We start from the raw sequence: 11767 nt of genomic DNA, 5'->3' as shown, positions 1-11767 counted from the left end.
AAAATCTGTTTCTTTAAAATCGGGTGCAAAATTACTACTTTTCTTATTGAGAACCAAGTCTTTTAACCATAAGAATAAAGACTTGCTGTTTATTTTTCAAGACTTATATCTTGATATTAAATTTTTAATTTACTTTTTTATTTATTCTCTTCTTTCATTAGAGAGAATAAAAACGATCTAAAAACTGACAATAATACACTAAATATTAATGCCGTAAAAAATCCACTTACTACAAAACCACTTACTAATTTACCTGCCAAAATTATAATTATTGCATTAATAACAAATAAAAACAACCCAAGAGTTATTATAGTTGCTGGTAACGTAAAAAATATAAGAAGAGGTTTTACAAACATATTTAATAATGAAATTGTTATGGAAACAATAAATGCTGTTACATAATTAGTAACTGTAATTCCTGGTAAAATTGCAGCCAACACAATTACCGCTATGGCTGTTAGTAGTAATTTTAAAAATATTTTCATTTTTTCTTTTATCAATGTTAATACAGTAGAACTTATAGAATACTAATATTATACTTCTTAAAGTCATCTACTATTGTTTAATTATATTCCATAATCATACCAAATAATTTTTACTGCTCTTTTGGCAGTTTTTTATTATGACTAAAAATATTATTAGTTTTTGTAATATTCTTTCTTTTAAGAATACCAATTATAATATATCCTCAAAATTAAATTAATTCAAAAAAGAAAATTATGTATTATTTTATTTTACTATTAGTTTCAATATTTTTCATTTTTAAGTCAGAAAAAGCTAAAACCTCAAAAAAAATATATTCTTCAATCTATATTTGTTTAATATGTATAACTTTTTTATATAACTCTGGTGAAGTTATAGGTCAGTTTATTTACAATATAATATACTAAATCATCTATATTTGTTTAGATAAAGTAACATTTTTGTAAACGAAAAAACATCTTGAATCATATAATATTCTTACAAATCAAGAAATTGAAACATTTTTAAATTTAGTTACCTACAAAAAATTAAGTAAGGGTGATTTTTTTATCAAAGAAGGTGCTATATGTAAAGAAGTGGCTTTTGTAATATCCGGTATTTTCAGGTCATTTTATTACTCTTCTACCGAAGAAGAAGTTACTTACTGTTTTTTATCAGAAAATTCATTTATTACTGCATATTCATCTTTTATCACACAAACAAAAACAACAGAAAGTATTCAAGCATTAACAGATATTGAATTATATTCAATATCAAAAAACCAACTTTCTAAACTTGAAGAATCAAGTACTAACTGGTTACGCCTTTTTAAGCTTTTTGCTGAACAGGAGTACATTAATTTAGAAAAAAGAATTTTTCTTTTGCAAAAAGAAAGTGCAGAAAAACGATACAAGGAACTACTTAACACTCATCCAGACTATCTTCAATCAATCCCATTAAGCCATCTTGCTTCTTATTTAGGAATTACACAAAGACATTTAAGTAGAATAAGAAGGTCTGTTCATAATTAGACAAATGTCCTTTTTTTAATTTTAAAGCATACGTTTCTTTGTTATCAAACAATAAAGAAACAAATGAAACAGATTTTACTCATAAATGGACATCCTGACAAACAAAGTTTCAATCATGCTTTATGTGATTCGTATAAAAAAGGGACAAAAAAAACAAATGTAATAATTGATCAAATTAACATAGTAGATTTAAATTTTAATTCAAATTTAAAATTTGGCTACAGGAAAAGAACAGAACTGGAAACTGATTTAATAAATGCGATTAATAAAATTAAAAAAGCAGATCATATTGTTTGGTTTTTTCCTTTATGGTGGGCAGGCTACCCTGCTATTATGAAAGGCTTTATAGACAGGTTTTTTTTGCCTGGTATAACTTTTGAACCTGTAAATGGAAAACCTTTTCCTAAAAAACTTTTAAAAGGAAAAACAGCAAGAATTGTAATTACCTCAGATACTCCTAGTTGGTATGACTATTTATTTATGAAAAGACCAGCAATTAATCAATTCAAAAAAGGAACTCTTCAGTTTTGTGGTATAAAACCTGTTAAAATCACTTATTTATCCGTTATTAAAAATTCAACAGAAAAACATCGAGATAAATGGCTTAATAAACTATATAGCTTAGGTGAAAAATTAAAATAACTACTAAAATAACTTTTTAATTAATTATACTTTTCACTTGATTTGAAAGTACACTTATCACCTCATTGTCTTCTAAAAGTAACTCAATGAGGTGCTCTTTTATTTGATATTGTAACTTTTGATTTTTATAATCAGATTCTGGCTCTCTCGTTATATCATTTAAAATCATACTCCCTTTTCCAGTTAACAACCATGTTGGATTTATATCAGGGAAAGAATTTAGAATTTTGTTTAACACATTACTTTTAAATGAGGCTTTTCTTCTTATAGCTGTACCTATCGAATTATTAGACACCTCAATCCTATCTTCAAAAGACTTAATATTCAGGTTATTATAATCAATAATCTGCTCTACTCTTTTATATGTCTGATCAATAAAATCACTCATTAAAAATAACTTTTTTCTAAATTTATTTTAATTTTGTTTTTCTAATTAGAATTTTGTTTGTAGATTTGTAGTATCATAAGTACAAAATACGTACAAATATAAATTAAAAGTGCTGTATTTTACTAAAAAACAACTGTAGTTTTTATGATAACAACAATGCAACGAAAAGAATTAGAAAAAATTAAACCTCCCAAATACAGGGAAAGAGTTAAAGAATACCTTATGGAGAATGATTATGATTTTTCATTAGAAACTATACAGAAAGTATATTCTGGAAAAAGAAACAACTTGGTAATAGCTAAGGCTATCACAATAGTTTTTAACAATCATATGAAGGAAAAGCTATTAATCAACAACTCTATAAATAATATAGCTAATCAAATTAAAAATAACGCAGATTGAAGGTATCCCTTGAATTTCCCTCTTAAAGCAGATACGGAGGGGCGCTAACGGGGTGGGTTATTTAATTTTCCTGCCTCGTTTTTTTTTAGTGAAAATCATCAACTAACAAAATTCTAAAAACGCACTTTTCTCATCGCTTAATTAATCCAATAAAAAACCTATTACTTCTTGATAAAAATCATTTGGATTTTCAGCATGCAACCAATGCCCAGCATTTTTTATTGTTTGAATTATAGATTTTGGAAAATGAGCCATTATTAAAGGTTCATCTTCTTTAGAAATATAACCAGAGTTCTCTCCTGATAAAAATAATGTTTCACCTTCAAAAACAGTAAACGAAGGTAATGCTACTCCTACTTCATTATTATTCTCCGTTAACGATTTCAAATTAAAACGATAATCTAATTTTCCTTTCTCTTTCCAATAAAGACTTTTTAATAAAAACTGACGAACTCCAGCTTGCGGTATTAATTCTGCTAATTTCTCATCAACCAATTTTCTAGAATTCTGAATAGTAAAATCAACGGAATTTAATGCTGCTAAAATATCATTATGATGTGGTGGGTAAGTTTTTGGTGAAATATCAGCTATTATTAATTTATCAACTAACTCATCATATTCAGTAGCAAACAACATTGCAGTCTTCCCTCCCATGGAATGCCCTAATAAATGTAGCTTTTCTATTTTATGGAACTCTACATAAATTCGTAAATCTTCTACCATTAATTCATATTCAAAAAAATCTGAATGAAAACTACGTCCATGGTTTCGTTGATCTATTAGATGAACTTCAAAACCGTCATTAGCCAGTTTATTAGCGTGACTTTTCCAATTATCTCCCATACCAAAATAGCCATGCAAAATAATTAACGGTATTCCCTCTCCTACAATTCGTGAATGTAAAATTTCCATACTTATGAAATTATGGTAAAAAACTTCATTTAAATTAACTTTGCAATTTATGTAAATACATATTTACAACATTCTGAATACCTAAATATATACTCTCAGAAATTAATGCATGTCCTATAGAAACTTCTGCTAAATTTGGAATATTTTGTTTAAAAAACTGAATGTTTTCTAAATTTAAATCATGTCCTGCGTTGATTCCTAAACCTAAATCATGAGCTAAAACCGCAGCTTTAGTATATGGCTTTATAGCTTCAGTATTCCCTTTTTCAAATCCACTAGCAAAATCTTCTGTATACAACTCTATTCTATCTGCTCCAGTTTTTGCCGCTGCTTCTATTAATTTTGAATCTGTATCTATAAAAATAGAAGTTCTAATTCCTTCTTTTTTAAATTCTGAAATTACTTCTTGTAAATATGATTGGTGCTTAACAGTATCCCACCCTGCATTAGATGTAAGTACATTTTCTCCATCCGGAACTAAAGTTACTTGCGTTGGCTTAATTGCTAACACCAAATCCATAAACTGCTTAATTGGATTTCCTTCAATATTATACTCAGTAGTAACGATAGACTTTAAATCATAAGCATCCTGATAACGTATATGTCGCTCATCTGGCCTTGGGTGGATAGTTATTCCTTCAGCACCAAAATCTTGAACATCTTGTGCTACCTTAAGTAAATTAGGTACATTACCTCCTCTTGAGTTACGTAATGTTGCAATTTTATTTATATTTACACTTAACTTTGCCATTACTGTTTAAGTTTTATTTTAAGCTATATATTATAATGAGCAAAAGTAATCGATTAAATCATTTTAACCTATATTCGTACTAATGAATATTAACGATTTTATATTAAACGAAATTAAAGAACTTGGCTTAAAAGACACGGTAAGTAGTGCTCAAGATTTATTTAAAAATTTACCTATAACACATATTCCAGTTATTGAAAACGGAAAACTTATAGGTTGTTTACCTGAAAGTGATATTCAAACTATTGAAAATAAAAATGGTAGTATAAAAGAATATGACTACCTACTAGATCATTTTTACACTAATGAAAGAGCTACCTTACTTGATTTAGTTACTTTATTTGCTGACAATGATTGTAATTTAATTCCTGTTTTAAACAACGAGTTAAACTATGTAGGATATTATGAGCTAGGTGATATTTTAGATGCATTTGCTGACAGCCCTTTTTTACATTTAGAAAGTGAAACTTTAATTATTCAAAAAGGGAAAAGTGAACACTCTATGAGTCAAATTTCTCAAATAGTTGAAAGTAATAATGGAAAATTATTAGGTATGTATATGTCTCATGAAGGGCAAGATAACATCCAAGTAACATTAAAAGTATCATCAACAGAAATAAATGAAATCATTCAAACTTTTAGGAGATATGATTACACTGTAGTAACACAACATGATGATGATTTTTACATTGAAGAACTTAAAGATAGAGCTAGATATTTGAGAAAATATCTAGACATGTAACTTTCATAATTATAACTAACATTATCAAAAAGTGAAAAAAGTAGCCATATACGGACAAGCGTATACTATTTCTGCTGAAAAGGAAATAAAAATTTTGCTTGCTGTTTTAAAAAAATACAATATTGTTGTTTTTTTTGAACAAAAATTTTACGACTTGTTAATTGAAAACAAATCACTTGAAAAAAAATACCCAACCTTTTCTCACTTTAATGATTTGTCAGATTCTTTTGATCTATTGTTTACTATTGGAGGTGACGGAACTTTTTTACGAGCAATTACATATGTTCGTAATTTAGATATCCCTATGATGGGTATAAACACTGGTAGATTAGGCTTCTTAGCTACCATACAAAAAGACCAAATAGAAGAATCTATTGAGCTTTTACTAAAAAAAGAGTATTCTATTCAAGAAAGAACTCTTTTACAAATTGAGACCAATCCTACAACAGAAGAGTTTTCAGAATTAAATTTTGCTTTAAATGAAATAACAATCGCGCGTAGAAACACAACTTCTATGATTGGGATAAAAACTTACTTAAATAATGAATATTTAACAAACTATTGGGCAGATGGTTTAATTATATCAACACCAACAGGATCAACTGGCTACTCTTTAAGTTGCGACGGACCAGTAATCTTACCAAACTCTAAAAGTTTAGTTATTACACCCATTGCTCCTCACAACCTAAATGCCCGACCAATGGTAATACCCGATAACACCTCAATTCAACTAGAAGTTAGCGCAAGAGAAAAAGACTATTTAATATCTTTAGATTCTAGAATAACTACTGTAGATCAAAAAACAACAATCCGAATAAAAAAAGCTCCTTTTACTATTAAAAGTATTCTACCAAAAAATCAATCCTACATAAAAACACTTAGAGGTAAACTATTATGGGGAGAAGACACAAGAAATGAAGCTTTATAAAATATACTATCCACAATAAATCTTCAAAAAAAAAGTTAATCAAAAAAGACAGATTATTAACTTTTTAAAGCAAATTCAATTCCCTATATTTGCACGCTATTTTTATAATGAAAAAACAAATTTTATTCATATTATTTTCAATTGCTTCAATTGTTTCACAGGCTCAAAGCCATGAAATAGGGGTCTTGTTAGGGGGCTCAAACTTCATAGGTGACATAGGAAGAACTAACTATATTTACCCAAATAAAATAGGCGGTGGTATAATATATAAGTACAATTTGAATCCTAGAATAGCACTTAGGGGTACTTATACATACATCCCTGTATCTGCTAAAGATAGTGATGCTGAGAATGCATTTAGACAAAATAACGGAAGAACTTTCTCTAATAATATACACGAATTTGCAGCTGGTATTGAATTTAATTTTTATGACTACAACATAGGTGATCACCGAACTAGTTATACTCCTTATATTTTTGCTGAAGTAGCTACTTTTAACTACAAAAGTCCAGCTAGAGCAGTTTCTAACAACATTATTGAATTAAAAAACAAATTCTCTTATTCAGCCCCAGTAGGTATAGGTATAAAAGGATTACTAGTTAATAATCTAGCTATTGCTTTTGAAATAGGTGCTAGATTTACTTTTGCCGATGATATAGATTATAGCACTCCTGACATAAGTTCTCTTAATTTTGGAGGTAATGGAAATGATTGGTATGTCTTTTCTGGTTTATCAATAGTTTATACCTTTGGCAGGCCACAATGTTATAACGGATTAACCGAATAAAAATATGGAAGAAAAACTACGAAGCATTAATTTACATAAGAAACCTAATCATATAGCCATTATAATGGATGGTAATGGTAGATGGGCTAAAGGTAAAGGGATGCAACGTGTTTTTGGGCATAGAAATGCCTTAACTGCAATTAGAGAAACTGCTGATACAGCTTCTGATTTAGGCATAAAATTTTTAACATTGTATGCTTTTTCTACTGAAAACTGGAATAGACCAAAATTTGAAGTAGATGCATTGATGAGCCTATTAGTAACTACTCTTAAAAAAGAATTACCTGAGTTCATAAAAAAAGATGTTAAAATCAATTCAATAGGAAACATAAGTAGTTTGCCTAAAAATGCTCAGAAGGTTTTAGCACATGTAATTGAAAGCACAAAAAACAATAAGAAAATAACATTAACATTTGCCTTAAGTTATGGATCAAGGGAAGAAATTGTTAATGCTATCAAAAACATATCTAAAAAAGTTGTTAATAACGAGCTAGATGTTGAAAAAATTAACGAAAAAGTTATAAATAATCATTTATATACATTTAATTTGCCCGACGTTGATTTAATGATACGTACAAGTGGGGAACAAAGGATTAGTAATTATTTACTGTGGCAAATGGCATACGCAGAACTTTACTTTACTGAAGTACTTTGGCCAGATTTTAGAAAAGAGCATCTATTTGATGCAATAATAGATTACCAAAATAGGGAAAGACGATTTGGAAAAACAAGTGAACAGATTGAAAGCGATGAATAAATATTCATATTTAATAGCATTATTTATTACTACTTTTATAACAGTAAATGCTCAAAGTCAAGACATAATAGTTAAAGACAGTACCAAAACAAATGGTGTTATTCCTTACGAAAAAGGAAAAGATTATATACTAGGAGGCATAACTGTTACTGGACTTCAAAAATTCAGCGAACAAACTGTTAGAATTTATACTGGTCTAGTAAATGGACAACCAGTAAAACTTCCAGGTGATAAACTTACAAGTGCTATAAAAAAACTGTATGAAAGTAAACAATTTAGTGAAGTAGATGTATACTTATCTAAGTTAGATGGAAATACAGTATACCTTCAATTTGATGTAACTGAACTCCCACAACTATCAAATGTAGTTATTACTGGTGTAAGCAAATCAAAAGCAAAAGATATTAGAAAAGAGACTGAGTTAAAAAAAGGTATGATGGTAACTGACAACCTTATTGTAACTACTCGTAATTATATTAAGAAAAAATATACAGATAAAGGGTATTTAAAAACAAAAGTATCATTAGAAACTAAAAAAGATACTTCTGATGTAAATGCCATTAGCATGAAAATTTTTATAGACAGAGGTAATCGTATAAAAATTAAAGAAATTAACTTTACTGGTAACAAAGCTATGTCAGCTGGTGCTTTAAGAAGTGCTATGAAAAACACCAAGCGTAAGTTTTTTGGTCGTTTTTGGAAATCATCAAAATATATTTTAGAAGACTATAAAAAAGATCTTGAAAATATACTTGAAAAGTATAGCGAAAAAGGATATAGAGATGCTAGAATATTATCAGATAAAGTAACCTGGAATGATGACAATACTATTAACCTTGAAATAAAGTTAGAAGAAGGTCGCCAATATCGTTTCGGAGATATTTTATTCGTAGGAAATAAAAATTATACTGATTCTCAACTACAAAACTTATTACGTATTGAAAAAGGAGATGTTTACAATGGAAAAGTATTGAAAGAACGTATTTCTGGAGATGGTACACCAAGCTCTCAGGATATCCAAACACTTTATCATAATAATGGGTATTTATTTTCTCAAATAAACGCTGTTGAAACTAAAGTTAAAAATGATTCAATTACAGTTGAAGTTCGAATTAGAGAAGATGAACAAGCAACAATAAAAAAAGTAACTGTTGTTGGAAATGATAAAACTAATGACCATGTTATTTTTAGAGAATTACGTGTAAAGCCAGGAGACTTATTTAGTCGTCAAAACATTATACGTTCTATCCGTGAAATTGGTCAATTAGGATTCTTTGACACCAATGTTACTCCTAATGTTACTCCTAATTATCAAGATAAAACTGCTAATATTGAATTCTCTGTCGCTGAAAAAGGTGGTAGCCAGATAGAATTACAAGGTGGTTATGGTGGTGGCTCATTTATTGGTACTTTAGGTTTATCTTTTAATAATTTTTCTATAAGAAACATTTTCAATAAAGAGGCCTATAAACCTTTACCTATGGGTGACGGACAAAGTCTATCACTACGTTTACAAGCAAGTAGAACTTTTAATACATATAGTTTTTCTTTTACTGAGCCATGGTTAGGTGGTAAAACTCCACAATCTTTATCGTTTTCTGTATATCTGTCAAATCAATATAGGTATAACTTTACTACCAACTCAGTTAATAAAGATGAAAGCTTGAGTATTATTGGTGCTTCTATTGGTTTAGGTAAACGTTTAAAATGGCCTGATGATTACTTTACATTATCTCAAAACATTAGTTACCAACGTATAGACTTACAAAATTACGGATACAGAGTAGGTTCATCAAATGCAGTTTTAAGTGAAGGTGATTTAAATAACTTAGCTTATACAGCTGCTTTAAGCCGTAATTCAACAGGACCTAGTTTAATTTTCCCTACTTATGGTTCAGAGTTTACTATTAGAGCAAAAGCAACGCTTCCTTATTCTTTAATTAATGGTAAAGATTATACAAGACCTTCTGATTTAATTCAAGGATCTCCAGAAGAACAAGCATATTTTGCTGATAAATATAAATGGTTAGAGTATTATAAACTTTCTGCAAAAGGAAAATGGTATACTGAATTAGCTAAAAAATTAGTATTAATGTCTAATTTTGAAATAGGATATTTAGGAAGTTATAATAGTAATTTAGGCTTAACACCAGTTGAAAGATATTTTGTAGGTGGTGATGGTATTGCTCAAGGGCAATTAGATGGAAGAGAAACAATTGGTTTAAGAGGTTATGAAAATAATAGAATATCATCTATTGATGGTGGTTCTATATATAATAAATTTCAGTTAGAAGTTCGTTATTCAATAACAGATAAACCATCTGCATCTATTTATACTTTAGGTTTTTTAGAGGCTGGAAATTCATATGACAATTTTAGCAATTTTAATCCGTTTAGGTTAAAGCGTTCAGCTGGAGTGGGTGTTCGTATCTTTATGCCTGCTTTTGGGTTATTAGGAATCGATTTCGCACATGGATTTGATCCTTTACCCGGGTTAGAAGGTATAAACGCTTTAAAATCTGGTTGGCAAACACATTTTATTATTGGAAGACAGTTCTAAAACCTTACATTTGTAATGTGTCTGGTTTTTGGCACGGTTTTTTCTAAACACATTATACAAAGATGAAAAAAAACATTTTATCAGTAGTTCTTTTACTTTTAGTCGCAACCTCTTTTGCACAAAAAAATCAACGTATTGCATATATTGATATGGAATATATTCTGCAGAATATTCCTGAATATATTGAAGCTCAAAATTCGTTAAATGCAAAAGTTGATAAGTGGAAAAAAAAATTAGATAAAGAGGCTCGTAATATTGAAGTTTTGAAAACTGATCTTGTTAATGAAAAAGCCATTTTAACTAAAGATTTAATTGAGGAACGTGAAGAAGATATTAAGATAAAACAAGAATCACTTAGAAGGTTAGAATCTTTATATTTTGGTCCAAACGGTGATATGTATAATTTTAGAAAGCAATTAATAAAACCCGTACAAGATCAAGTATATAATTCAGTACAAACTATTGCTTCTAGAAAGAAATACGATTTTGTTTTTGATAAATCTTCTGATTTAGTAATGCTTTACTCTAACAAGAAACACGACATTAGTAATCTTGTAGTAAAAATGATCAATATAGATCAAAAAAAGCAAGCTAAAAAAGATAAAATAGCTGCTAAGAAAGAACTATTAAAAAATGGTGACTTAAGCGAAAAACAACAGCAAATAGCCGCTAAAAAAGCTGCTTTGAAACAAAAGAAACTTTCTGAAAGAGAAGAAAGAATAAAGAAAATTGAAGAAAAAAGAAAAGCGCGTTTAAAAGCTAGAGCAGAAAAAAGAAAACTATTAAAAGAGAAAAGAGATGCATTAAAAAAAGCGCAAGAAGAAAAGAAAAAACAACAAGAAGAAAACAAATAAATCAAGAATAAAGACAATAATTAAATTAAAACAACAGAGATGAAACATTTAAAAACGTTATTATTAGTTGCAATTTTTACAGTTGGATTAGGTGGTGTAGCTAACGCACAAAAAACTGCACATATAAATACTGATAAATTATTAGCTGAAATGCCTGCAACCAAAGCAATGAAAGCAGAGCTTGAAAAGTTAAATAAAACGTACCGTGATGATATTGAAACAATGTACAAAAAACTTGAAGCTAAATATAAAAAATACGACGCAGAAGGGAAAAGCCAAACTTTAGAAGTTAATCAAAAGAGAGCTGCTGAAATTCAACAAGAAAGAGCTAAAATTTCTCAAGCTGAACAAGCTGCTGGAAAAGAAATGCAAAAAAAATATCAAGAAAAAACTATTCCAATTTTAAAGAAAGCAGAAGATGCTATTAAAGCTGTAGCTGCTGAAAAAGGAATTATTTATGTATTTGATGCTGCTCCAGGTAAAGGATTAATCGTTTACGATAAAGGTGAAAATATTTACAATGCTGTAAAAGCTAAATTAGGTTTCTAAT

At 28.7% G+C, this 11767-nt stretch carries 14 protein-coding genes; 10 read left to right on the top strand and 4 right to left on the bottom strand.

Annotation, left to right across the window (positions count from 1 at the left end; translation table 11 throughout):
- Positions 1 to 137: 137 nt before the first annotated feature.
- Positions 138 to 485, bottom strand: coding sequence for a phage holin family protein (locus BLV71_RS09130; protein ID WP_093871998.1), 348 nt, complete (start codon positions 483 to 485; stop codon positions 138 to 140).
- A gap of 471 nt (positions 486 to 956) precedes the next feature.
- On the opposite strand from BLV71_RS09130, the gene BLV71_RS09125 reads away from it, so the two are divergent.
- Together BLV71_RS09125 and BLV71_RS09120 are read left to right on the top strand one after the other, a co-directional pair.
- The gene (locus tag BLV71_RS09125; RefSeq protein WP_093870248.1) at positions 957 to 1493 is read left to right on the top strand and encodes a Crp/Fnr family transcriptional regulator; all 537 of its coding nucleotides are present in this window, start codon (positions 957 to 959) and stop codon (positions 1491 to 1493) included.
- A gap of 63 nt (positions 1494 to 1556) precedes the next feature.
- On the top strand, positions 1557 to 2135 hold the full coding sequence (locus tag BLV71_RS09120; protein ID WP_093870247.1) for an NAD(P)H-dependent oxidoreductase: 579 nt from the start codon (positions 1557 to 1559) through the stop codon (positions 2133 to 2135).
- A 16-nt stretch (positions 2136 to 2151) separates the two neighbouring features.
- On the opposite strand, the gene BLV71_RS09115 is transcribed toward BLV71_RS09120, so the two are convergent.
- Positions 2152 to 2523 carry a hypothetical protein gene (locus tag BLV71_RS09115; protein ID WP_093870246.1) on the bottom strand — a complete coding sequence of 124 codons (372 nt, stop codon included), beginning with the start codon at positions 2521 to 2523 and terminating at the stop codon, positions 2152 to 2154.
- A gap of 144 nt (positions 2524 to 2667) precedes the next feature.
- Here BLV71_RS09115 and BLV71_RS09110 point away from each other — a divergent pair, with 144 nt between their 5' ends.
- Positions 2668 to 2925 (top strand): hypothetical protein, encoded by a 258-nt coding sequence (locus BLV71_RS09110; protein ID WP_093870245.1) that lies wholly within the window; start codon positions 2668 to 2670, stop codon positions 2923 to 2925.
- A gap of 141 nt (positions 2926 to 3066) precedes the next feature.
- On the opposite strand, the gene BLV71_RS09105 is transcribed toward BLV71_RS09110, so the two are convergent.
- Together BLV71_RS09105 and BLV71_RS09100 are read right to left on the bottom strand one after the other, a co-directional pair.
- The gene (locus BLV71_RS09105) at positions 3067 to 3837 is read right to left on the bottom strand and encodes an alpha/beta fold hydrolase (protein ID WP_093870244.1); all 771 of its coding nucleotides are present in this window, start codon (positions 3835 to 3837) and stop codon (positions 3067 to 3069) included.
- 34 nt (positions 3838 to 3871) lie between these two features.
- Positions 3872 to 4588: a pyridoxine 5'-phosphate synthase gene (locus BLV71_RS09100; protein ID WP_093870243.1), complete on the bottom strand. Its 717-nt coding sequence runs from the start codon at positions 4586 to 4588 to the stop codon at positions 3872 to 3874.
- A gap of 82 nt (positions 4589 to 4670) precedes the next feature.
- Here BLV71_RS09100 and BLV71_RS09095 point away from each other — a divergent pair, with 82 nt between their 5' ends.
- The 7 genes from BLV71_RS09095 to BLV71_RS09065 all read left to right on the top strand — a co-directional run bounded on the left by BLV71_RS09095 (position 4671) and on the right by BLV71_RS09065 (position 11766).
- Positions 4671 to 5330, top strand: coding sequence for a CBS domain-containing protein (locus tag BLV71_RS09095; RefSeq protein ID WP_093870242.1), 660 nt, complete (start codon positions 4671 to 4673; stop codon positions 5328 to 5330).
- A gap of 31 nt (positions 5331 to 5361) precedes the next feature.
- Complete coding sequence (locus BLV71_RS09090) at positions 5362 to 6258, top strand: NAD kinase (RefSeq protein ID WP_093870241.1); 897 nt, start codon at positions 5362 to 5364, stop codon at positions 6256 to 6258.
- A gap of 107 nt (positions 6259 to 6365) precedes the next feature.
- Entirely contained in the window at positions 6366 to 7046 is a 681-nt protein-coding gene (locus BLV71_RS09085) for a type IX secretion system protein PorG (protein WP_093870240.1), read from the top strand.
- Between the two features lie 4 nt (positions 7047 to 7050).
- Complete coding sequence (locus BLV71_RS09080; RefSeq protein WP_093870239.1) at positions 7051 to 7803, top strand: isoprenyl transferase; 753 nt, start codon at positions 7051 to 7053, stop codon at positions 7801 to 7803.
- Positions 7796 to 10363, top strand: a complete 2568-nt coding sequence (bamA, locus tag BLV71_RS09075) for an outer membrane protein assembly factor BamA (protein ID WP_093870238.1) — start codon at positions 7796 to 7798, stop codon at positions 10361 to 10363. The genes BLV71_RS09080 and bamA overlap by 8 nt, the downstream gene beginning before the upstream one ends.
- A 62-nt stretch (positions 10364 to 10425) precedes the next feature.
- A complete protein-coding gene (locus tag BLV71_RS09070; protein WP_093870237.1) occupies positions 10426 to 11217 on the top strand; it encodes an OmpH/Skp family outer membrane protein in 792 nt (263 codons plus the stop codon).
- A gap of 39 nt (positions 11218 to 11256) precedes the next feature.
- The gene (locus BLV71_RS09065) at positions 11257 to 11766 is read left to right on the top strand and encodes an OmpH/Skp family outer membrane protein (protein WP_093870236.1); all 510 of its coding nucleotides are present in this window, start codon (positions 11257 to 11259) and stop codon (positions 11764 to 11766) included.
- Position 11767: the final 1 nt, after the last annotated feature.

The organism is Tenacibaculum sp. MAR_2010_89, from assembly GCF_900105985.1.
Lineage (GTDB): Bacteria > Bacteroidota > Bacteroidia > Flavobacteriales > Flavobacteriaceae > Polaribacter > Polaribacter halocynthiae.
Note: the sequence above shows the minus strand (reverse complement) of the source record. Positions and strands in the feature narration are given on the sequence as shown.

Excerpts from the sequence above, each read along its gene's own strand:
- BLV71_RS09130 (WP_093871998.1), bottom strand. The coding sequence starts at position 485 with ATGAAAATATTTTTAAAATTACTACTAACAGCCATAGCGGTAATTGTG.
- BLV71_RS09120 (WP_093870247.1), top strand. The coding sequence starts at position 1,557 with ATGAAACAGATTTTACTCATAAATGGACATCCTGACAAACAAAGTTTC.
- BLV71_RS09115 (WP_093870246.1), bottom strand. The coding sequence starts at position 2,523 with ATGAGTGATTTTATTGATCAGACATATAAAAGAGTAGAGCAGATTATT.
- BLV71_RS09110 (WP_093870245.1), top strand. The coding sequence starts at position 2,668 with ATGATAACAACAATGCAACGAAAAGAATTAGAAAAAATTAAACCTCCC.
- BLV71_RS09105 (WP_093870244.1), bottom strand. The coding sequence starts at position 3,837 with ATGGAAATTTTACATTCACGAATTGTAGGAGAGGGAATACCGTTAATT.
- BLV71_RS09100 (WP_093870243.1), bottom strand. The coding sequence starts at position 4,588 with ATGGCAAAGTTAAGTGTAAATATAAATAAAATTGCAACATTACGTAAC.
- BLV71_RS09095 (WP_093870242.1), top strand. The coding sequence starts at position 4,671 with ATGAATATTAACGATTTTATATTAAACGAAATTAAAGAACTTGGCTTA.
- BLV71_RS09085 (WP_093870240.1), top strand. The coding sequence starts at position 6,366 with ATGAAAAAACAAATTTTATTCATATTATTTTCAATTGCTTCAATTGTT.
- BLV71_RS09080 (WP_093870239.1), top strand. The coding sequence starts at position 7,051 with ATGGAAGAAAAACTACGAAGCATTAATTTACATAAGAAACCTAATCAT.
- bamA (WP_093870238.1), top strand. The coding sequence starts at position 7,796 with ATGAATAAATATTCATATTTAATAGCATTATTTATTACTACTTTTATA.
- BLV71_RS09070 (WP_093870237.1), top strand. The coding sequence starts at position 10,426 with ATGAAAAAAAACATTTTATCAGTAGTTCTTTTACTTTTAGTCGCAACC.
- BLV71_RS09065 (WP_093870236.1), top strand. The coding sequence starts at position 11,257 with ATGAAACATTTAAAAACGTTATTATTAGTTGCAATTTTTACAGTTGGA.